Source organism: Aquipuribacter sp. SD81, from assembly GCF_037153975.1.
Classification (GTDB): domain Bacteria; phylum Actinomycetota; class Actinomycetes; order Actinomycetales; family JBBAYJ01; genus Aquipuribacter.
This window is the reverse complement of record NZ_JBBAYJ010000010.1, coordinates 20903-40871: the sequence shown is the minus strand read 5'-3', so window position 1 is coordinate 40871 and position 19969 is coordinate 20903. Positions and strand designations below refer to the sequence as shown.

Sequence of the window (19969 nt, the reverse complement as noted above, 5' to 3'; positions counted from 1 at the left end):
GGTGCACGCGCGTTGCGTTTCCGGGTGAGGTTCGCGGCCGAGCGCCTGGCGAGCGGCCGCGACGGCGGTCGGCTCCCGGTCGTCCTCACCGTGACCGACGTCTCGCCCCTCGCCGTGCGGGAGCGCGTGCGCGGTCGGGCCGCGCTCGCGGGCGCCCTGCACGCCGACGGCCGGCTCGTGCCGGACCTCGTGCGCTGGCAGCCGGCCGTCCGCCCCGGCGGCCGGGCGCGACCGGCCGCCGCGGTCGACCTCGCGGCCTACCGCGGCGCGTCGCCGGACCCGCTCGCGGCCGACGAGGCCGACCTGCTCCTCGCCCTCGCCGCCGCGCCCGGGCTGGTCGCGGGTCTCGCCGGTCTGCTGCCGGCGTGCGTCGTCGTCGACCCCGAGCGCCCGCCCGTGCCGGTGCGCCTGGACCGCGACGGCGTCGTGCTGCGGGTGGCCGGCGCCGGGCGCAGCGTCGACGCGCGGCTCGCGTTCGGCGTCGACGCCGTCACGCCCGTGCTCGTGTGGGCGGCGCTGGAGGAGCTCGGCACCCGCGTGTGACGCCCCCGGCCGTCGCGTCGCGTTTGCCCTCCTGGCCGTGGGGTACCCCGCTCTCGTCCGCCAACCGGAGGAGAGAGGACGACATGGAGACCATCACGCGCAGCATCGAGGTCGACGTGCCGCTGCAGGTCGCCTACGACCAGTGGACGCAGTTCGAGGACTTCCCCCAGTTCATGGGCGGCGTGGAGACCATCCAGCAGCAGTCCGACACCCGCACGCACTGGGTCACGAAGATCGCGGGCGTCAGCCGCGAGTTCGACGCCGAGGTGCTCGTCCAGCAGCCCGACCAGGGCGTGTCGTGGCGCAGCGTCGACGGCCCGACCCACGCCGGCCGCGTGACGTTCAACCCGCTCACCGACAACCGCACCGAGGTCACCCTCGCGATGGACTGGGAGCCGGAGGGCGTCGTGGAGAAGGCGGGCGACGCGCTCGGCGTCGTCGAGGGGCAGGTCAAGAAGGACCTCGACAGCTTCAAGCACTTCATCGAGGAGCGCGGCACCGCCACCGGCGCCTGGCGCGGCCAGGTCGACAGCGGCTCCACCGGCCCGCTCTGACCCGCTCCCCCCCACCAGCCCCCGTCCCCTGCCGCCCCGTGACCGACGCACCGCGCCGGACCGGCACCGCGGCCCCGTGACGGTCGAGCCCCGCCCCGGCCTCCCCCCTCGGGTGCGGGGCTCGACCTTGTCCGCCGGCCCGGCGCCGGCCGCCGCGGAGGTGACGTGACGTGCGGCTGCTGCTGCTCGCCGACACCCACGTCCCCGCCCGCGCCCGCGACGTGCCGGAGGAGGTGTGGCGCGCCGTGGACGCCGCGGACGTCGTCGTGCACGCGGGCGACTGGGTCGACGTGGCCCTGCTCGACCGGCTCGAGGCCCGGGCCGCCCGGCTCGTCGCAGTCCACGGCAACAACGACGGGGCGGCGCTGCGCTCCCGGCTGCCCGAGGTGGCCCGCGCCGACCTCGCGGGCCTCCGCGTCGCGGTCGTCCACGAGACCGGTGACGCCCGCGGGCGGGAGCGCCGCTGCGACGAGCGGTTCGGCCCCGGCGCGCCCGAGCCCGTCGACCTCCTCGTCTTCGGGCACTCGCACATCCCGTGGGACACCGTCACCCCCGGCGGTCTCCGCCTGATCAACCCCGGCTCGCCCACCGACCGCCGACGCCAGCCGCACTGCACGTACACGACCGCCCGGGTCGCCGACGGCGCGCTCACCGACGTGCGGCTGCACCGCCTGCCACCGAGGGCCGCCGCCGGCGCCCGCCGGGACGCGGCTCACGGGACCTAGGTCCCTGTCGGCGTCCGCCGTCCCGGCCGACCCTGGACCCGTCCCCAGGTCCTGACGGCAGCGACGGAGGTCGGGCAGCATGCCGAGCACGAGGCACGACCACCGCTCCGCCGCGCCCTGCACGGACCGGCCGGAACGGTGAGGACCGTGACGTTCCTGCCGCCGGGCCCCCCCTTCGGCCCGGCCGACCCCGCGCCGGCGCCGTCCGCCGACGTGCCGCTCCGCGACGTCGCCCCGCGCCGCGTCCTCGTGGGCGTCGACGGCTCCGCCGAGGCCGACGCGGCGCTCGCCGAGGCCGTCGACCGGGCGCTCGCGGTCGACGCCCCGCTGGTCGTCGTGGGGGTCGCCGAGATCGTGCCCTTCGCCGCGGCCGTGCAGGGCGAGCTCGAGCAGCTCGCCCTCGTCGTCGCCGCCGAGGCGCGCGCCCGCGCGTGCGAGCGCCTGCCCGCCGACGCCGTCGAGCAGCACGTGGTGAGCGGAACCCCCTCCACCGTCCTGCTCGGTCTGGCGCGCGAGGACGACCTCGTCGTGGTCGGCGCGCGCGGGCACGGGCGGCTCGGCCGGTGGCTGCTGGGGTCGACGAGCGTGGCGGTCGCGGCGCACGCGCCGTGCCCGGTCCTCGTCGTCCCGGTCGACGCGCGGCGGCCGCTGGTGCCGCCCGCGGGAGGCGACACCCGGCGGGGCGCGGTCGTGGCGGGCGTCGACGGCTCGCCCGCCTCGTGGTCGGTGCTGGCCCACGCCCGGGCCGAGGCCGAGCGGCTCGGCGCCCCGCTGCGGGTCGTCTCCGCCGTCCCGCCCCTGCCGGACGCGGTCGGCGACCCGGCGGTGGCCGCGACCACCGAGCGCGAGCGGGCCGCCGCGGTCCGCCGGCTCGTCGGGCGCCTGCTCACCGCCACCGGCGTCGAGCGGCTCGCCTCGGTGGACGTCGTCCTCGAGGCGGACACCGCGGCCGACGCGCTGCGCCGGCACGCCGCCGAGGCGCGCGTCCTCGTCGTCGGGTCGCGCGGGCACGGCGAGCTGCGTGCCCTGCTGCTGGGCTCGGTGAGCCGGGCCGTGCTCCACCACGCGCCGTGCCCGGTGCTCGTGGTGCGCCCCACCGTCTGAGGCGACGCGGGTCCGTCGCCGCCGGGCGGCATGTCGGCGCACCGGGTCGGGTACAGGTGGGTCATGAGCGGGGACGAGACGACGACCGGCACCGGCGACCAGGGCGGCACGCAGGGGCGCGAGCCCGGCCGGGCGACAGGGGCGACACGGACGACACGGGCGACACGACGGGTGTGGGGCGAGGTCCGGGTGCCGGTGCCGGCCGGGACCGACCCCGCGGCGCCGTTGCCGGGCTCGGCCCCCGTCGTCGTGGTCGGCGCCGGCATCACGGGGCTCACGACCGCGGTCCTGCTGCGGCGCGCGGGCCTCGACGTGGTCGTGCTCGAGGCGAGGACGGTCGGCGCCGGCACGACCGGCGGCACGACCGGCAAGGTGACGCTGCTGCAGGGCAGCCGCGTGCAGGACGTGCGCTCGCGCCACGGCGAGGACGGCGGCGCCCGCTACGTCGCCGAGAACGCCCGCGCCCTCGCGTGGGTGCGCGACGAGGTCGCGCGCGGCGAGGCGCTCGGCGACGTGCGCGACAACATCACGTACTCGACCCGGCCCGGCGGCCGGCGCACGCTCGAGCGCGAGGCCGAGGCCCTCGCCGCAGCGGGCGTCGACGTCACCTGGCGCGACGACACGGGCCTGCCGTACCCGACGACAGGCGCGATCTGCCTGCCCGGGCAGCTGCAGATCGACCCGGTGCGCTACCTCGAGCACCTGCTCGCCGAGGCCGCGGGCGAGACGTCCGGCCCCACCGCGGGGCTCAGCGGCAGCGGCAGCGTGCGGGTCGTCGAGGGGGCGCGGGTGACGGCCGTGCACACCGGCAGCCCCGTGCAGCTGGAGGGGGTGCGGGACGGGGCCCCGTTCCGCATGGCGGCCGAGCGGCTCGTCGTGGCGACCCTGCTGCCGTTCCTGGACCGCACCGGGCTCTGGGCCCGCTCCGAGCCGCACCGCTCGTGGTGCGTGTCCGTCCGGCTCGCGGGCCCGGCGCCCACCGCGATGTACCTCGACGTGGACAGCCCCACCCGGTCGCTGCGCACCGCCACCGCCGACGACGAGCTCCTCGTCGGCGGGGAGGGGCACGTGACCGGCCGCGGCGGCGCGACGTCGCCGCGGCTGGCCGAGCTCGACCGCTGGGCGCGCCGGCACTTCGACGTCACCGAGGTGACGGGCGCGTGGGCGGCGCAGGACTACACGACCGCCGACCGGCTGCCGTGGGTCGGCCCGCTCGTGCCCGGCTCCCACCGCGTGCTCGGCGCGGGCGGCTTCGCCAAGTGGGGCATGACCGGCGGGACGGCCGCGGCCCTGCAGCTGGCCGAGGGCGTGCTCGCCGCGCGCTCCGGCGGCTCGGCGCAGTGGCCGTGGCACCCGTGGCGCACCGACGCCGTCACCCAGGCCGTCGGGGCCGCGAAGATGGGCGCGGGCGTCGGCGTGCGGCTGGCGACGGGCTGGGCTCGCGCCGTGGCGACCGGGCCCTCCGACACCCCGCCCGCCGAGGGCGGGGGCGAGGTGCGGCAGGGCGGCACGCGGCTGCCCTGCGGGATCAGCACCGTCGACGGCGTCACCCGCGAGCGCTCGGCGGTGTGCACCCACCTCGGTGGCGTCGTCGCGTGGAACGACGCCGAGCGCACGTGGGACTGCCCGCTGCACGGCTCCCGCTTCGCCCCCGACGGCCAGGTCCTCGACGGCCCGGCCGTCAAGGACCTGCCCCCCTGCCCCGGGACCGACGACACCCCCGAGCCGCCCACCCGCTGAACCCGCCGTCCCCGCAGGCCCACACGCGTCGGGGGACGGCGCGCACCCTTCGCGGGCGGCGGGGCGACCCGGACGTCCCACGACCGGAGGGTCGGGGGCGGGGCCGGGGGCGGCGCGCTGTGGGACGGTACGCACGTGCCCGCGGCGCTCACCGTCCTGCGCGGAGGAACGGTCCGGCCCGGAGGCGGCCTGCCCGTGACCGACGCCCTCGCCGTCCGCGGCGAGCGGGTCGTCGCGCTCGGGCCGCAGGCGGCCGCGCTCGCGAGGCAGGCCGACGAGGTCGTCGACCTGGCCGGGGACGCGCTGCTCCCGGCCTTCGGCGACGGGCACGCGCACCCGCTGTTCGCCGGGCTGCAGGCCCTCGGGCCGCCGGTGTCGTCGTGCACGTCGGTCGAGGCGGTCGTCGCGGCCGTCGCGGGCTGGGTCGCCGAGCACCCAGGTGACGGGTGGGTCGTGGGCGGTCGCTACGACCCCACCCTCGCCCCGGGAGGCGACTTCGACGCGCGCTGGCTCGACGCGGCCGTCCCGGACCGCCCGGTGGTGCTCGACGCGTCGGACCACCACACGATGTGGGTGAACACCGAGGCGCTGCGTCGCGCCGGGATCGACGCCGGCACCCCGGACCCGCCCGTCGGGCGGGTCGTGCGGCGAGACGACGGCAGCCCCCTCGGCACGCTGCGCGAGTGGGACGCGTGCGACCTCGTGCGGGCGCACGTGCCGGCGTGGACGCGCGCGCAGCAGGTCGGCGCGCTCGCGGCCGCCACCACGACGCTCGCCGCCGCCGGCGTCACGTGGGTGACCGACGCGTGGGTCGAGCTGGACGCCCTGCCCGCGTGGCTGGCCGCCGCACGCGAGGACCGCCTCGCGGCCAGGGTCGAGCTCGCGTTCCGGCTCGACCCCGCGCGCTGGCGCGCGCAGCTCCCGGACGTGCGGGAGACGGTCGCGCAGGTGCGGGCGCTCGGGCACGCCCGGCTCTCCGCGCGCTCGGTCAAGCTGTTCGTCGACGGCGTGCTCGAGGGCGGCACCGCGACGCTGCTCGAGCCCTACCTGCCGCTGCCAGGCGCCGCGGCCGGCCACGACCCGTGCCCGCACCCGGCGCCGGAGGACCACGGCATGCCGGTGTGGCGCGCCGGCGAGCTCCACGCCGCCGTCGCCGCCGTGGTCGAGGGCGGCCTCCGCCCGCACCTGCACGCCATCGGCGACGCCGCCGTCCGCCTCGGTCTCGACGCGCTGGCCGCCCTCGACAGCCCGCGCGGGCGGCTGAGGGAGCTGCGCGCGGTGCTCGCGCACTGCCAGCTCGTCGACCCGGCCGACCTGCCGCGCTTCGCCGAGCTCGGCGTCGTCGCGAACTGCGAGCCGCTGTGGGCGGCGTGGGACCCGGTCCAGGCGGAGCTCACCGCGCCCCGGCTCGGGCCCGAGCGGACCCGCCGGCAGTACCCGCTCGCGACGCTCGTCCGCTCCGGCGCGCCGGTGTCGTTCGGCTCGGACTGGCCGGTGACGAGCCACGTCCCGCTCGAGGGCGTCCAGGTCGCCGTCACCCGCGTGCCGCCCGGCGGGGACGGCGCGGCGTGGCTGCCGCACGAGCGGCTCACGGTCGAGGAGGCGCTGCACGCGTACACGGTCGGCAGCGCCCACCAGGCGTTCGCCGACGACCGGGGTGTCCTCCGTCCCGGGGCGGTCGCCGACCTCGTCCGGCTGTCCGCGGACCCCGTCGAGGTGGCCGCGGACCACCCCGGCCGGCTGCGCGAGGTCGAGGTGCGGGCGACCTGGTGCGCGGGGGAGCGGACGTGGGCTGCGCCCGACGCGTAGGACGTCGGCCGGTGCGGCTCAGCGGCCGCGGACGCGCAGCGTCACCGGCAGCACGACCCACAGCCCTACCGTCACGACGGTGACGGCGCCTGCCACCCCCAGCGCGAGCCCGCGGGACATGACGACGTCGAGGGCGATGACGAGGGCGCCGACCACCGCGAGCATGAGCACGTACACGCCCGCGATGGCAGCCCGGTTCGTCCAGCTGACGATGTCCTCCTTGAGCCCGCGGCGGAACACCGTCCGGTGCAGCGCCACCGGCGCGATGAGGAGCGACGTGGCGACCGCGCACGCCACGAGCGTCACCGCGTAGACGGCGTGCGTGAACTCGTCCCGCTCCTGGAACTCGCGGGTGAAGGCGATCGTGAGGAGGAAGGCGAAGAGGATCTGCGTGCCCGTCTGCGTGACGCGCAGCTCCTGCAGCAGCTCGTTGTAGTTGCGGTCGAGCCGCTCGAACTCGTCCTCGTCGCGACCCGGTGCCGGGCCCGGGTCGTCCCCGTCCTGGCGCGGCGCGGCGTGCGCCGGCGGGTGCGGCTGGCTCACACCGGGCGACTACCCCCGCGCTCGACACCCCAAACACCCGCTGCGACCATGGTCCGGTGGTGACGGCGAGGTCCTCGGAGCCGGGAGAGCGCTCCGGCAGCTCGACCGCGGCCGAGCTGCTCGCGGGCGTGGAGGAGCAGCGCCGGCGGGTGCAGGGGCTCACCGGCGAAGGCTCGGACACCGCCGACCTCGGAGGCGTCCTCGACGAGATCGACGTCGCCCACGAGGAGCTCCGGGTCGCCGAGCAGGAGCTGCGTGCGCAGCAGAGCCGCATCGACGAGCTGCTCGCGGAGCGCGACAGCCCCGGCGGCTGGCGGCGCGCGCTGCTCAACGGGCTGCCCGTCCCCGTCCTCGTCACGGACCCCGACGGGGTGCTCGTCGACCTCAACGGCGCGGCCCGGTCGCTGGTCGGCCGGCGGCGCGACGAGGTGCTCGAGCGGCCGCTCACCGAGCTCGTCGCCGAGGACGACCGGCGCCTCGTCGCGGGCACCGTCGAGCGGGTGCGCGGACGGGGGGCGACGCAGCGGGTCACCCTGCGGCTGCCCGACGCGGACGGCCGCTCCACGACGGTGGACCTCGTGGCGGCCAGCGACCCCGAGGACGGCGCCGTCACGTGGGTCGGCGGACGCGGCGAGGCGAACCCGGCGGACCGCGACGACGTGCGCACCGCGGAGGCGTTCGCCGAGATGTGCCGGCTGCCGCTGCAGGTCGACAACGACACGCGCCGCCTCCTGGCCCGCGCCGCCCTGCTCGTGGAGCAGGCCATGCCCGCCTGCGACGGCGTGAGCATCACGCTCGGCCCGCCCGAGCAGCCGCAGGAGCAGGCCACCGACAACGCCTTCGCCCAGGCCGTCGACGGCGCGCAGCTGCAGGCCGGCGACGGCCCGTGCCTGCAGGCGTACCGCACCGGCCGCGCGCAGGAGACCGACGACCTCCGTGAGGACGCCCGGTGGCCGCGCCTCGCGGAGCTGGCCGCCGACGTCGGGGTGGCGTCGGTCCTCGGCCTGCCCCTGCGCACCGAACGGCACTCGCTGGGCGTGCTCAACGTCTACGGCCGCGACGTCGACGCGTTCGGCCCGCGCGACCGCCGGGTGGCCGACCTGCTCGTCGCCGCGGTGCTCGCCGTCGTGCAGGAGACGCGCGACCGCGCCGAGCTCACGACGCTCAGCGCGCAGCTGCGCGAGGCGCTCGCCTCTCGCGCGGTCATCGAGCAGGCCAAGGGCGTCCTCATGAGCCGCGGCGGGTGCAGCGCCGACGAGGCCTTCGCCCAGCTCGTCACCACGAGCCGGCGCAGCAACGTGAAGGTGCGTGACGTCGCGCGGCTGCTCGTGGAGGAGGTCAGCCGGCCACCGGCGTCGCGATGAGCCGGTAGACCCGCGCGGCGAGGTCGACCGGTACGAGCACGTCGCGGTGGCCGAGCGCGACCTCGGCCTCGCCGAGCACGACGACCCCGCCCGGGCGCAGCGCCCCGAGCAGGTGGTCCAGGGCCCGCTCCTGCTCGCTGTCGTCGAGGTACATGAGCACGTTCCGGCACAGCAGCACGTCGCAGCCGGCCGGGCCGACCGCGTCGGGCGGTGGCGTGCGCACGTCGTGGCGGAGCACGGTGACCCGGCTCCGCAGGGCCGCGCCCACCCGCCAGCCGCCCGGCCCGCGCTCCGCGGTCGCGCCGAGGACCGTCGCGGCGTGCGTGTCGCCGACGACGGGTCCGCCGGCGTAGACGGCGGCCGCGGCGGCGAGGCGGGCCGTCCCCGACAGGTCGCTCGCCACCAGCCGCCACCGATCGGGCGCGACGACCTGCAGCAGGGAGGCGAGCGACCACACCTCCCGGCCGTCGCCGCACCCGGCCGACCACGCGGTCAGCGGGCGGCCGCCGGCCGCGAGGCGCGGGAGGACCTCCTCGGCGAGGACCTGCCACGTCCGCTCGTCACGGAACCAGCCCGTGCACTGCACGAGGACCGCCTCCAGCAGCGCGCGCGCCCGGACCGGGTCCCCGGCGAGGCCCGCGGCGAAGTCCCGCACGTCGCCACCGGCGGCCGCCGCGTGCTGCGCGGTGCGACGCAGGACGGTCTCCGCCCGGTACCCGGTGAGGTCGACCCCGGTCACCGAGCGCACGGCCGCCACGACGTCGCGCAGCACGGCCGCCTCGGACACCGGCGGGGCCGGGCGGCCGCTCGAGGGACTTCGCACCCCCGCAGCCTGGGTCACGACGGCGCCGGGCGCCCGACGACGACGGGTCCGGCCGGCGCGGGCCCCTCGCCCGGCGCGGCGAGCCGGACGTACCCCTCCGCGACGAGGTCGACGTCGGCGCCGGGTGCGGGCACGACGCACACGACGCGCGTGCCGGTGCCGGCGAGCTGCTCGGCGAGGGCGCGCGAGAGCTCCTCGACCGCGGCCGCGGCCACACGCGGCCCCAGCGGCTCCCCGGACCGGGCGCCGGCCGGTGGCCGGGCGGTCGTCAGCAGCCTCCCGCCACCCGCGAGCGGGTCGAGCGCCGCGGTCGTGGTGTGCACGAGGGAGTCCACGAGGAGCGCCCACGTCCGCCGCCAGGCCGCCGGCTCGACGTCGCGCACGGCCGCGCCGGACGCGGTCTCCTCCGGCGTCACGACGTGCACGAGCACGTCGAGGCCGCCGAGGTGCTCGACGGTGTCGCCGACGAGCTGGTGGCACCGGGCGTGGTCGGTGAGGTCGGCGGGCAGCAGCAGTCCCGCGCGCCCGGACCTCGTCACGAGGTCCTCCGCCTCGCGCGCGTCGTCGTGGGCGTCGGGGCGGTCGAGGTCGTAGGCCACGGCCACGTCCGCACCGGCCCGGGCGAGCGCGGCGACGACGTGCCGGCCGAGGCCGCGCTCGCCGCCGACGACGAGCGCGCGGTCACCGTCCAGCGGCCGCCGGGGCGTCCCGCGGGCCGGACCCGCCGCCGACGGCGTCGTGCCGTCCCGGCCCGTGCCTCCCGTGCCCGCCCCACCGCCGGGAGGACCCCGGTGGTCGGTGGGGGACGGTCGGGCGGGCACGGGAGGTGCTCCTGGTCAGCCGGGGCGCCGCCCCGGCTCCTCCGGTTCGTGCTCGAGCTCGGTCCGCAGCCGCGCCAGCGCCCTGGACAGCAGGCGCGACACCTGCATCTGCGTGACGCCGATCTGCTCACCGATCTCCGACTGGGTCTTCTCCGAGAAGAAGCGGAGCGACAGGATGTGGCGGTCGCGGGCGGGCAGCCGCGCGAGCAGCTGCTCGAGAGCCACCCGGTCGGCGACGCCGGCCTGCTCGGGCTCGCCGCTGGAGACCGTGTCGGCCCACGACGCGCTGCTGTCGTCGCCCGGAGGGGCGTCCAGCGAGGCCGTCGTGTACCCGTTGCCGGACACGAGCGCCTCGAGCACGTCCTCCTCGCTGGCCTCCAGGGCGCGTGCGACCTCCGCGACGGTGGCCGAGCGGCCGAGCTCGCCCGCCAGCCGCTGCGTGACCGAGGCGACGGCGGCCCGGAGCTCCTGGACGCGCCGCGGCGGGCGGACCGCCCAGCCCGTGTCGCGGAAGTAGCGCTTGATCTCGCCCGTCACGGTCGGCGCGGCGTAGGCCATGAACTCCGAGCCGCGCTCGCTGTCGTAGCCGTGCACGGCCTTGACGAGGCCGAGCGAGGCCACCTGCACGAGGTCGTCGACCGCCACGCCCCGGTCGCGGTAGCGCAGGGCGAGTGCGCGCGCCGCAGGCAGGTTGAGCAGCACGACCTCGTCCTTGAGCAGACGGGCCTCCGTCTCGTCGTCGCACGTCGCTATCCGGTCGAACAGCTCGCGGGTGCGCTGCTCGACGTCGGCCCGGGCGCCGGCGCGCTCCTCGGCCCGTGCGGTCACGCGGTCACCGCCACGGCGTCGTCGACCGGCGCGGGTGACAGGGCCTCGTGCACGTCGGCGACCACGTCGGTGAACCGGCCGGGGTCGTACGCGGCGCGGACGCGCTCGTGACCGGCCAGCCCGTACGCCTCGAGGCGGAAGGCGTCGGCGAGGAGGTCGGCGACGGCCTGCCGGGTCCCGGTCCGGTCGCGCGGCTCCACGACGAGACCGCTCACGCGGTCGACGACCATCTCGTCGGCGCCGCCGGTGGCGGACACGACGACCGGACGGCACGCCGCCATGGCGGCGAGCACCCCGAGGCCGCGCCCCGGCTGGCTCGAGACGTCGACGACGACGTGCGCCTCGCCGCAGAGCTGGTCGGCCGGCCGCCGCTCGACGACGCAGCGGGTGCCGAGGCGTCGCACGACGGGCAGGGTGCGCAGCCGCTCCTTGACCAAGCCCGCGGACGCCTCGTCGAGGCCGGTCGTGCGACCCACGACGAGCCGGGCGCCCGGGTGGTGCAGGACGGCCTCCGCGACGGGCCGCAGGCTGGCGACGTCGGCGGGGTCGCCGAGCGACAGGACGGTGACGGGCTCGCCCTCCGCGACGACGGCCGGGTCGATGTCCGGGCCGACGGCGAGACCGGGGTTGGCCACGCGGAGCACGCCCGCGGGCACGCCGCGGCTCGTGGCGACCGCCCGCGCCCAGTCGGTCTCGACGATGACGGCGTCGGCCGCGGCGAGCGCGGCCCACCCGAGGCGGCCGAGGACCGAGCCGTCGAGCCGCTCGTCGCCCGGCCAGGACGGCAGCTGGTCCGCGTGCGCGACGACGGGGACGCCCGTGCGGGCCCGGGCGGTCGCGGCCACGGCGGTCGCGCGCCAGCCGACGGCGTGCACGCTCCCCTCCTGGGCGACGTCGCCGAGCCGCTTGGCGATGGGACCTGCGGCGGAGATGCCGTCGTGGCGCTGCGCGCCCGCAGGCGCGGGCTCGTACACGTCGACGTCGACGCCGACGGCGGTCCCGCCGCAGTGGTCCAGGACGGCCGGTTCGAGGGCGGAGGCGAGGCGCACGTCGTGGTCTCGCGCGCGCAGGCGGGCGGTGAGGGCAGCCGCGTCGGCGAGGCTGCGGGCGGATGCCGCGAGCGGACGCCGTCCGGCGGGTCCCACGAGGACGGTGACGGTCATGACCCAGCTCCACGTGTCGCTGGCAGAGGCGCCGTTGGTCTGGAGCGCCGGTCCCCGGGATCATCTGGCCCCCCGGGACAGATCTCCTGTCTAGCGGGGATGTCGCCGGTTGTCGACCGCAAAGTGGTCGGAAAGGGATGCCGGACGCGCATGGGGCGCGTCGCATCGGGGAACGCTCCTCTCGAGGTGCACCCGTCGCAGGAGACAGGACCAGCCGCTCCGGACGGGGACCCAGAGGAGAGGAGCACCATGGCAGCAGCCGACGTCCCGAGACACGAGGGCAGCTCGTTCGAACCGGTGCCGCGCGCCCCGCAGGACACCGCCCGGCCGTACCCGCCGGAGGCGGCGCCGGTGTCGCCGGAGCCGGACACCGAGCCTGCGCAGGTGACCGGCGAGCAGACGGACCCCCTTCCTCGGGAGCTGCACACGGACAACACCCGCCCCGGCGACGACGCCGCCGACGAGCCGACGCCGGCCGCCGCCGGGACGACGGACGACGGCACGGAGCCGCCCGACTGACCCACCGGTCCCGCGCCCCGGCGGACGGTTCCGGTCCGCCGGGGTGGGGCCGGGTGATGGTCCTCGGGTCGACGGCCCTCCCGTGCGGCGCGGGCCTGGCACAGTACGGCCATGGCGCGGCGGGCGGGCGCGCGCGGGCCGGGGCCGCTGTGGGAGCGCGCACCGACCCGGCTCGCGCGGCAGGGGGCGTGGGGGCTGCTCGTGCTCGCCGCGCTGCTGCTCGTCGCGACGGCGGGTGCCGCCGAGGTCCTGTCGGCGTCGGCGTTCCAACGCCAGGCCGTCGACCGGGTCGTGTCCGCCGTCCCGCCGGGCGCACCACCCCGGGTGGCGCCCGTGCTGCGCATGACGGGCGTCCCCGGGCCGGGTCCCGAGCTCGACGTGCTGCTCGAGCGCGTCGACGCGCTGCCCGGCATGCGACCCGCCGAGCTGCTCGGCCGCTCGTTCGGCGACGAGCTGCAGACCGAGGCGCTCGTCCGCGTCGAGGGGCTCGTCGTAGGACCGGACGGCGAGACCCCGGCGCGGCTGGTGTCGGTCGACGACGTCGGCTCCCGGGTCGTGACGGTCCAGGGCGAGGCACGCGCCGTCCCCGACGGCCCCGAGCCGAGGGTGTGGCTCGGCGCGGACACCGCCGCCGCGCTCGGGGTGCGGCCCGGCGGGACGGTCGAGGTCCTCCAGCGCACGTCGAGCGGCTCGCGCCTCGTGGCCGAGGAGCGCCGGGAGGCGGTGCTCGCCGGAGTCGTCGGGACCGCCGGCGACGGCACGACACCCGCCGACGTGCCGGGCTCGACCTTCTGGGCCGAGCGCGCGGCACGGCTGCCCTCCGACCCCGGTCAGCAGCGGCGGGCCCCGGTCGTGCTCGCCGAGCCGCTGGACGCCGCCCGGCTCGCCGGCTCGCTCGGCGACACGCTTCTGTGGTCGGTCGACTCCCGCCTCGACGACGGCATCACCCCCGAGCGGCTGTTCGCCGCCGCCGCCGCCACGAGCCGGCTGCAGCAGTCGGTGGCGGCGCGGCCGCCGCAGGTCGACGAGGACCTGCCGTTCCTCGCCGTCAGCGGGTTGCAGGGCCTCGCGGCCGACGCGCAGGACGTGGCCCTCCGCACGGTCCGGGAGGCGCGTCCCGCCGCGCTCGGCGCGATCGGGCTGGGCCTGGCGCTCGTCCTGGCGGTCGCGGTCCTCGACGTCGCCCGGCGGCGGCTCGAGCTCGAGCTGCTCGTGGGCCTCGGTCACCGACCGGTCGCCGTGGCGGCGCTGGGGGTCGTCGAGGTGCTGCCCGCCGCCCTGCTCGCGTGGGCGCTGTCGCTGCCGCTCGCGTGGGCCGGCGTCCTCGCGGTCACCGGGGCGCAGCCGCAGGCCGTCCTGCTGCCGGCGGCGGCCGCGCAGGCCGGTGTCGTCGTGGCGGCAGGCGTCCTCGCGCACGGTGCCGTGCAGGGTGCCGCGGCGCTCGCGGCCGCGCGGCGGGGCTCGCGGCAGGAGCGGACCGAGCGGCGCGGTGTCCCGTGGCGACCCGTGCTCGTCGCGGCCACCCTCGCCGCCGTGGTCGGCCTCGTCGTCGCCCCCGTCGGCGACGCCCGCGGCCTCGACCTGCTCGTGCCCGTCCTCGTCGGCGCGTCGGCCGGGGCGCTCGGGGCCGGGCTCGTTCGCCGGCTCCTCACGCGGCGCGCCGGCGGTCGACCGCCCGCGGCGGCCACGGCACGCGCCCTCGGCGTCACGGTGCTGCGTCGCCGGCTCGCTGCGGACGACGGTCGCGTCGTCGTGGTGACGGCGCTTGCGGCGGCGACCGCCCTGGCGGTCCACGTGCTCGCCGGGGGCGCGCTCGTGGGCCGGGCGGTCACCGACAAGGCCGCGGTGCTCGCCGCCGCGACCTCGGTCGTGGAGGCGTCGTTCCCGGTCGAGCTCGACCCCACCATGCCCGTCGACGGGCCGGTCCGGGGGATCCGGGCCCCCGCGGGGTCCACGGTCGTGCTGCGCGACAGCGGCACCCTGCCCGGCGACACCCGGGTCGACGTCGTCGTCGTGCAGCCCGACGAGGTGCGGACGGCGGCGCTGTGGGGGGCCGCGGGCGGCCCGCTCGAGCGGGCGCGCGCCGCCCTCACCGGGCTCGCGGCCGCCGACCGCGAGGCAGTGCCGGACGGTCCGCCCCGGTACCCCTTCGACCCCACCCGGCCGCCGGTCGACGAGGACGAGGACCCCCTGCCCCCGCCGGTGCCGCCCGGCCGCGCGCCGGTCCTGCTCGTGGGGGACCCGGCGGGTCTCGCAGTCGGCGACAGCACGTCGCTGCAGACCTCGGGCGGGCGCGTCGCGCTGCAGGTCGTGGGGCACGTGCCGGCGTTCCCCGGGCTCGACCCCGACCTGCCCACGGGGCTCGTCGCGGCCACGTCGTCGTACTCGCCGCGGCTGCCGAACGGTGACGTCCGCTTCGTGTCGCGGTCGCCGCTCATCGGCGTCGACCGGGCAGAGGTGTGGTCCTCGCTGCCGCTGGCGGACCTCACGGCCGCGCTGGTCGACCGGGGCGTCGACCCTGGCCTGCTCGACGACGAGCGGCGGGTCCGCTCCGCGTCGGAGGTCCTCGTGCGGCCCGCGTTCGTCGCCGCCGGCCTCGCCGAGCCGTACCTCGTCGCGCTCGCGGGCCTGCTGCTCGCGGCGGCGGTGCTCGCGCTGTGCCTCGCGGTGGACCGGGCGGCCACCCGCACGCGGGCCGGCGACCTCGTCCTCGCCCGCGCCGGGCTCGGCGCCCGCGGCACCCGCCTGCTCCTCGTCGCCGAGGCGGTCGCCCTGCTCGTCGCGGGCGTCCTGCTCGGCGTGCTCGGCTGGGCCCTCACGCTGCCGCTGCAGCAGCGGCTGCTCGAGCCGGAGCCGTCGGTCCCGCCGCTGCTCGACACCGGGGCGGTGCCCCTCGTGCTGCCTGCGGCGGTCGCGCCGGTGGGTCTCGCCGTGCTCGCCGCGCTGGCGGCGGCCGGTGCGGTGGCGTGGGCGGGCAGCCGGGCGCGTGGGCAGGAGGAGGTGCTGCGTGGCCTCCGGTGACGGGCGCACCGCGCACGACCGGGGCGCCGGCGGCGCGGCGCGCGAGGTGGAGGCGACAGCTCCCACGGTGCGGTGCGAGGCGGTCACCCGCTTCTACCGGTCGCCGGCCGGCGAGACGCACGCGCTGCGCGGCGTCGACGCGCACTTCGACGCGGGCACCGTCAGCTGTGTGGTCGGTCCCTCGGGCAGCGGCAAGTCGAGCCTGCTCGCGGTTCTCGCGCTGCGCGAGGTGCCCGACGGCGGACAGGTCTGGCTGGCCGGGGCGCGGACCGTCCCGGCCCCCCGGGGCGCGCGCCGGCGCTGGCGCCGCGACCTCGTCGCGTGGGCGCCTCAGCGCGCGACGGAGGCCCTGCTGCCGCACCTGAGCGCGGCCGACCACGTCCGCCACGTGGCCCGGGTGCGACCCGGCGCCGCCGGCGCGGACCCGGTCGAGGTGCTCGCCGAGGTCGGGCTCGCCGACCGGCGCCGCGCCCTGCCGGCCCGGCTGTCCGGCGGGGAGCAGCAGCGGCTCGCGGTCGCCCTCGCGTGCCTCGGCGACCCGCCGCTCGTCGTCGCCGACGAGCCGACGGCCGAGCTCGACGACGACTCGGCCGCCCTCGTCCTCGCGCGCTTCCGTCGTGCGGCGGCCGCCGGGTCGTGCGTCGTGGTCTCCACCCACGACGCACGCGTCACCACGGCCGCCGAGCGGGTGCTGCTCCTGCGCCACGGCGTGCTGTCGACCGACGCGCGGCGCGGTGGGGGCGCGGAGACGGTCATCGACTCCACGGGCCGGCTGCAGCTGCCGCCGCACGCGCTGCGGCTGTTCCCCGACGGCCGGGCGGTGCTCGTGGTCGACGACGCAGGGGTCCGCGTCGTGCCGCCGGGGCCGCGGCCGTGAGCGGCCGGCACGCGGCCGGCCCGCCCGTCGCCGGCGTGCCCGCCGACGGCGCGTCCGCCGGCGGGGTCCGCGGTACGGACGGGGGCGCGCGCTCCCCAGGGGACGTCGTGGTGGTGGCCGGCGTGACGCACCGCGCGGGCGGCTCGACGGTCCTCGACGACGTGTCGCTGCGGGTGCGCGGCGGCAGCGTCGTCGTGCTCGCCGGCCGCTCGGGCTCCGGCAAGTCGACGCTGTGCCACCTCGTCGCCGGGGTGACGCGGCCCAGCGACGGGACGGTCGCCGTGGCCGGCCGGCCCGCGCAGCCCCCGCCGGCGTGGTCCGTCGTCACCCTCCTGCCGCAGCGGCTCGCGCTCGTCGAGGACCTGACGGTCGCCGAGAACGTCGAGTGGCCGTGCCGGCTCGCCGGCCGCGAGGTGCCCGACGGTCTCCTCACGGGCCTGCACCTTGCGCACCTGCTCGACCGTCCGGCCCGCTCGACGTCGCTCGGGGAGCAGCAGCGCACCGCGCTCGCCCGTGCGCTGGCGCCGCGTCCGCTCGTCGCGGTGCTCGACGAGCCCACGGGCCACCAGGACGACGCGAACGTGGACCGTGTCGTCGCCGCGCTGCGGGAGGCGGCCGCGGCCGGCTGCTGCGTGCTCGTCGCCACCCACGACGACCGGGTGGTCGCCGCAGCCGACCGCGTCGTCCGCCTCGAGGGCGGCCGTGTCGTGGAGTGAGCCGGCCCGCCGACACGACCTCCCGCGTCGACGCGCGCATAGCCTGCGCGCATGGCCCACGGGACGCACGACCACGCCGACGACCCGCGCAACGAGGACGTCCTCGTCTGGGTGAACGGGCGGCTGAGACCGCGGGCCGAGGCGGTGGTGTCGGTCTTCGACTCCGGGTTCGTGCTCGGTGACGGGGTGTGGGAGGGGCTACGGGTCCGCGACGGGCACCCCGCGTTCCTCGAGCGCCACCTCGACCGGCTCTTCCAGGGAGCCACGGCGATCATGCTCGACATCGGCATGAGCCGCGAGGAGCTGGCCGCCGCGCTCTACGAGACGCTGCGTGCCAACGGCATGCGCGACGGCGTCCACGTGCGGCTCATGGTGACGAGGGGCCTGAAGTCGACGCCGTACCAGGACCCGCGCGTCACGGTCGGCCCCGCGACGGTGGTCGTCGTCGCCGAGCACAAGGAGCCGTCGCCGCGCACCGTGAGCGAGGGGATCACGCTGTTCACCACGCACGTGCGCCGCGCGAGCCCCGACACGCTCGACCCGAAGCTCAACGCCCACAGCAAGCTCAACGACATCGCCGCGTGCATCCAGGCCTACACCGCGGGCGCCGACGAGGCGCTCATGCTCGACCCGCACGGCTTCGTCGCCACGTGCAACTCCACCCACTTCTTCGCCGTGCTCGGCACGCCCGAGCAGCCCGAGGTGTGGACCTCCGACGGTCGCTACTGCCTGGGCGGGATCACGCGGGCCAACGTCCTCGACGTGTGCCGCGCGTCGGGGATCGCCGCCCGGGAGACCACGTTCAGCCTCACCGACGTCTACTCGGCGCAGGAGGCCTTCGTCACGGGCACGTTCGCCGGTGTGGTCCCGGTGCGCAGCGTCGACGGCCGGACGATCGGCTCCGGCGCCCGCGGCCCGGTCGTCGAACGGCTCCAGCGGCTGTACGCCGAGCACGTCGAGGCGGACGTCGCCTCGCGGACGGCCCCGTGAGCGAGCCCCCGGGCGCGCCGGTCCTGCGCGTGGCGATGTGGTCGGGGCCGCGCAACATCTCCACGGCGATGATGCGCGCCTGGGAGAACCGGCCCGACACCGTGGTCGTCGACGAGCCGTTCTACGCCGCCTACCTCGCAGCCACGCGCCTGGACCACCCGGGTCGCGACGAGGTGCTCCGGGCGCAGCCGCAGGACCCCGCCGCCGTCGTCGCGGGGCTGCTCGCTCCGGTGCCCGACGGCGTGCGCGTGCACTACGCCAAGCACATGACGCACCACCTCGACGCGGTCCCCGACCTGGACTGGGTGGGGCGCTGCCGCAACGTCCTCCTCATCCGCGACCCGGCGGAGGTCGTGGCCTCCTACGTCCGTTCCCGGGAGGCGTGCGCGCCGCGGGACATCGGCCTGCTGCAGCAGGAGCGGCTCCTCGCGGTGCTGGAGCAGCTCGGCCAGCCGGACCCGCCGGTGCTCGACGCCGCCGACGTACTGCGTGAGCCGGAGACGTACCTGAGGTGGGTGTGCGACTGGCTCGGCATCCCCTTCTCCGAGCGGATGCTGGCCTGGCCCGCCGGCCCTCGGGACTCCGACGGCGTCTGGGCGCCCCACTGGTACGACGCCGTCCTCGCCTCGACGGGCTTCGCGCCGTACCGGGAGCGGCAGGTGCACCTGGACCCCCGAGGGGCCGCTGTGGCCGCGGCCTGCCGACCGGCCTACGACCGGCTGCGCGAGCGCCGCCTGCGGCTGGCGGGCTGAGCCGGCCCGTGCGCCGGGGTCAGCCCCCGAGCGCGCGCACCCGGTCGATGAGGCCGTCGGCCGCGAAGTCGAGGAAGGCGTGGGGGTCGGGACCCACGTCCATGAGGACGAGGTGGTCGTAGCCGGCCTCGGCGAAGGGCCGGGCCTGCTCGACGTGCCGCTCGACGTCCGGCCCGCAGGAGAACTGGCCCTTGATGTCGTCGAGGGTGACCGTGCCGCTCGCGGCGTCGAAGTTGACGGGGTTCGGCAGCTCCGCCATCACCTTCCAGCCGCTCAGCGTCCAGCGCGACGTGCGGTGCGCCTCCTGGGCGGCCTCGTCCTCGGTCGTACCGAAGGCGAGCGGCACCTCCGCGTAGGACGGACCGGTCCCGCCGGCCTCGCGGAACGTCGCGAGCAGGTCCGGGTCGGGCTCGGTGACGAACAGGCCGTCGCCCTTGTCCGCCGCGAGGCGCGCGGCCCGCGGACCGCCGGCCGCGACCGCGAGGGGGACGGGCTCCTTCGGCAGGTCGAACACGCGGGCGTCCTCCAGCGTGAGGTAGCGGCCCTCGTAGGACTGGTAGCCGCCCTCGAACAGCCTGTGGATGATCTCCAGGGCCTCCACGAGCATGGCGTGGCGGACGGACACCGCGGGCCAGCCGCCACCGACCACGTGCTCGTTGAGCCGCTCGCCCGCGCCGATCCCGAGCGTGAAGCGTCCGTCGCTCAGCAGGGCGGTCGTGGCGGCCGCCTGGGCGACGACCGCCGGGTGGTAGCGGATGATCGGGCACGTCACGCCGGTGGCCAGGCCGAGGCGCTCGGTCCGGGCGGCGAGCGAGCCGAGCATGGTCCACGTGAACCCGCTGTGACCCTGCTCCTCCAGCCAGGGGTGGTAGTGGTCGCTCAGCTCGACGAAGTCGAAGCCGGCGCGCTCGGCGTGCACGCCGAGCTCGATGATCTCCTTCGGGTCGTGACCCTCCGTGGCGAGCTTGAAGCCGACCTGCATGTGGTGTCCTCCGGTGCGTCGGTGGTGTGTCGTCGTCCCTGTCGCCACACCGGTACCCGCAGCACCGCGCGCCTACGCACCCGGCGCGCGCGGGA

Annotated in this window: 19 protein-coding genes; 13 read left to right on the top strand and 6 right to left on the bottom strand. The window is 77.8% G+C overall.

What is annotated here, in order from left to right; all coding sequences use genetic code 11:
- The first annotated feature begins 24 nt into the window (after positions 1-24).
- The 6 genes from WAA21_RS07690 to WAA21_RS07665 all read left to right on the top strand — a co-directional run bounded on the left by WAA21_RS07690 (position 25) and on the right by WAA21_RS07665 (position 6475).
- A complete protein-coding gene (locus WAA21_RS07690; protein WP_336922195.1) occupies positions 25-543 on the top strand; it encodes a hypothetical protein in 519 nt (172 codons plus the stop codon).
- Between the two features lie 83 nt (positions 544-626).
- Entirely contained in the window at positions 627-1097 is a 471-nt protein-coding gene (locus tag WAA21_RS07685; protein ID WP_336922194.1) for an SRPBCC family protein, read from the top strand.
- Positions 1098-1267: 170 nt separating this feature from the next.
- Positions 1268-1822 (top strand): metallophosphoesterase family protein, encoded by a 555-nt coding sequence (locus tag WAA21_RS07680; RefSeq protein ID WP_336922193.1) that lies wholly within the window; start codon positions 1268-1270, stop codon positions 1820-1822.
- Between the two features lie 147 nt (positions 1823-1969).
- On the top strand, positions 1970-2926 hold the full coding sequence (locus WAA21_RS07675) for a universal stress protein (protein WP_336922192.1): 957 nt from the start codon (positions 1970-1972) through the stop codon (positions 2924-2926).
- Positions 2927-2989: 63 nt separating this feature from the next.
- On the top strand, positions 2990-4666 hold the full coding sequence (locus WAA21_RS07670) for an FAD-dependent oxidoreductase (RefSeq protein ID WP_336922191.1): 1677 nt from the start codon (positions 2990-2992) through the stop codon (positions 4664-4666).
- Positions 4667-4861: 195 nt separating this feature from the next.
- The gene (locus WAA21_RS07665) at positions 4862-6475 is read left to right on the top strand and encodes an amidohydrolase (RefSeq protein WP_336922190.1); all 1614 of its coding nucleotides are present in this window, start codon (positions 4862-4864) and stop codon (positions 6473-6475) included.
- Positions 6476-6493: 18 nt separating this feature from the next.
- Here the strand turns inward: WAA21_RS07665 and WAA21_RS07660 are convergent, their stop codons facing one another.
- The gene (locus WAA21_RS07660) at positions 6494-7018 is read right to left on the bottom strand and encodes a DUF6328 family protein (RefSeq protein WP_336922189.1); all 525 of its coding nucleotides are present in this window, start codon (positions 7016-7018) and stop codon (positions 6494-6496) included.
- A gap of 56 nt (positions 7019-7074) precedes the next feature.
- Here WAA21_RS07660 and WAA21_RS07655 point away from each other — a divergent pair, with 56 nt between their 5' ends.
- The gene (locus tag WAA21_RS07655) at positions 7075-8382 is read left to right on the top strand and encodes an ANTAR domain-containing protein (RefSeq protein WP_336922188.1); all 1308 of its coding nucleotides are present in this window, start codon (positions 7075-7077) and stop codon (positions 8380-8382) included.
- Here WAA21_RS07655 and WAA21_RS07650 read toward each other — a convergent pair.
- The 4 genes from WAA21_RS07650 to WAA21_RS07635 are packed head-to-tail and all read right to left on the bottom strand — an operon-like array spanning position 8357 to position 12017.
- On the bottom strand, positions 8357-9205 hold the full coding sequence (locus WAA21_RS07650; protein ID WP_336922187.1) for a CheR family methyltransferase: 849 nt from the start codon (positions 9203-9205) through the stop codon (positions 8357-8359). The two genes, WAA21_RS07655 and WAA21_RS07650, sit on opposite strands and share 26 nt — an antisense overlap.
- 14 nt (positions 9206-9219) lie before the next feature.
- A complete protein-coding gene (locus tag WAA21_RS07645; protein WP_336922186.1) occupies positions 9220-10026 on the bottom strand; it encodes an SDR family oxidoreductase in 807 nt (268 codons plus the stop codon).
- Positions 10027-10041: 15 nt separating this feature from the next.
- Positions 10042-10854 carry a SigB/SigF/SigG family RNA polymerase sigma factor gene (locus WAA21_RS07640; RefSeq protein WP_336922185.1) on the bottom strand — a complete coding sequence of 271 codons (813 nt, stop codon included), beginning with the start codon at positions 10852-10854 and terminating at the stop codon, positions 10042-10044.
- Positions 10851-12017 carry a glycosyltransferase gene (locus WAA21_RS07635; RefSeq protein WP_336922184.1) on the bottom strand — a complete coding sequence of 389 codons (1167 nt, stop codon included), beginning with the start codon at positions 12015-12017 and terminating at the stop codon, positions 10851-10853. The genes WAA21_RS07640 and WAA21_RS07635 overlap by 4 nt, the downstream gene beginning before the upstream one ends.
- A 249-nt stretch (positions 12018-12266) precedes the next feature.
- On the opposite strand from WAA21_RS07635, the gene WAA21_RS07630 reads away from it, so the two are divergent.
- The 6 genes from WAA21_RS07630 (at position 12267) to WAA21_RS07605 (ending at position 18892) form a co-directional block, all read left to right on the top strand.
- Positions 12267-12536 carry a hypothetical protein gene (locus tag WAA21_RS07630; RefSeq protein WP_336922183.1) on the top strand — a complete coding sequence of 90 codons (270 nt, stop codon included), beginning with the start codon at positions 12267-12269 and terminating at the stop codon, positions 12534-12536.
- A gap of 111 nt (positions 12537-12647) precedes the next feature.
- Positions 12648-15557 carry a hypothetical protein gene (locus WAA21_RS07625; RefSeq protein WP_336922182.1) on the top strand — a complete coding sequence of 970 codons (2910 nt, stop codon included), beginning with the start codon at positions 12648-12650 and terminating at the stop codon, positions 15555-15557.
- On the top strand, positions 15544-16434 hold the full coding sequence (locus WAA21_RS07620) for an ABC transporter ATP-binding protein (RefSeq protein ID WP_336922181.1): 891 nt from the start codon (positions 15544-15546) through the stop codon (positions 16432-16434). Before WAA21_RS07625 ends, WAA21_RS07620 begins: the two co-directional genes overlap by 14 nt.
- Positions 16431-17150: an ATP-binding cassette domain-containing protein gene (locus tag WAA21_RS07615; protein WP_336922180.1), complete on the top strand. Its 720-nt coding sequence runs from the start codon at positions 16431-16433 to the stop codon at positions 17148-17150. The genes WAA21_RS07620 and WAA21_RS07615 overlap by 4 nt, the downstream gene beginning before the upstream one ends.
- Positions 17151-17201: 51 nt before the next feature.
- Positions 17202-18140 (top strand): aminotransferase class IV, encoded by a 939-nt coding sequence (locus WAA21_RS07610; protein ID WP_336922179.1) that lies wholly within the window; start codon positions 17202-17204, stop codon positions 18138-18140.
- Complete coding sequence (locus WAA21_RS07605; protein ID WP_336922178.1) at positions 18137-18892, top strand: HAD family hydrolase; 756 nt, start codon at positions 18137-18139, stop codon at positions 18890-18892. The genes WAA21_RS07610 and WAA21_RS07605 overlap by 4 nt, the downstream gene beginning before the upstream one ends.
- Before the next feature lie 19 nt (positions 18893-18911).
- Here WAA21_RS07605 and WAA21_RS07600 read toward each other — a convergent pair whose 3' ends face one another.
- Positions 18912-19874: a TIGR03557 family F420-dependent LLM class oxidoreductase gene (locus tag WAA21_RS07600; protein ID WP_336922177.1), complete on the bottom strand. Its 963-nt coding sequence runs from the start codon at positions 19872-19874 to the stop codon at positions 18912-18914.
- Between the last annotated feature and the right edge of the window lie 95 nt (positions 19875-19969).

Bases quoted from the DNA above. Each gene is read 5' to 3' on its own strand.
- WAA21_RS07685 (WP_336922194.1), top strand. From the start codon at position 627: ATGGAGACCATCACGCGCAGCATCGAGGTCGACGTGCCGCTGCAGGTC.
- WAA21_RS07670 (WP_336922191.1), top strand. From the start codon at position 2,990: ATGAGCGGGGACGAGACGACGACCGGCACCGGCGACCAGGGCGGCACG.
- WAA21_RS07635 (WP_336922184.1), bottom strand. From the start codon at position 12,017: ATGACCGTCACCGTCCTCGTGGGACCCGCCGGACGGCGTCCGCTCGCG.
- WAA21_RS07630 (WP_336922183.1), top strand. From the start codon at position 12,267: ATGGCAGCAGCCGACGTCCCGAGACACGAGGGCAGCTCGTTCGAACCG.
- WAA21_RS07625 (WP_336922182.1), top strand. From the start codon at position 12,648: ATGGCGCGGCGGGCGGGCGCGCGCGGGCCGGGGCCGCTGTGGGAGCGC.
- WAA21_RS07610 (WP_336922179.1), top strand. From the start codon at position 17,202: ATGGCCCACGGGACGCACGACCACGCCGACGACCCGCGCAACGAGGAC.
- WAA21_RS07600 (WP_336922177.1), bottom strand. From the start codon at position 19,874: ATGCAGGTCGGCTTCAAGCTCGCCACGGAGGGTCACGACCCGAAGGAG.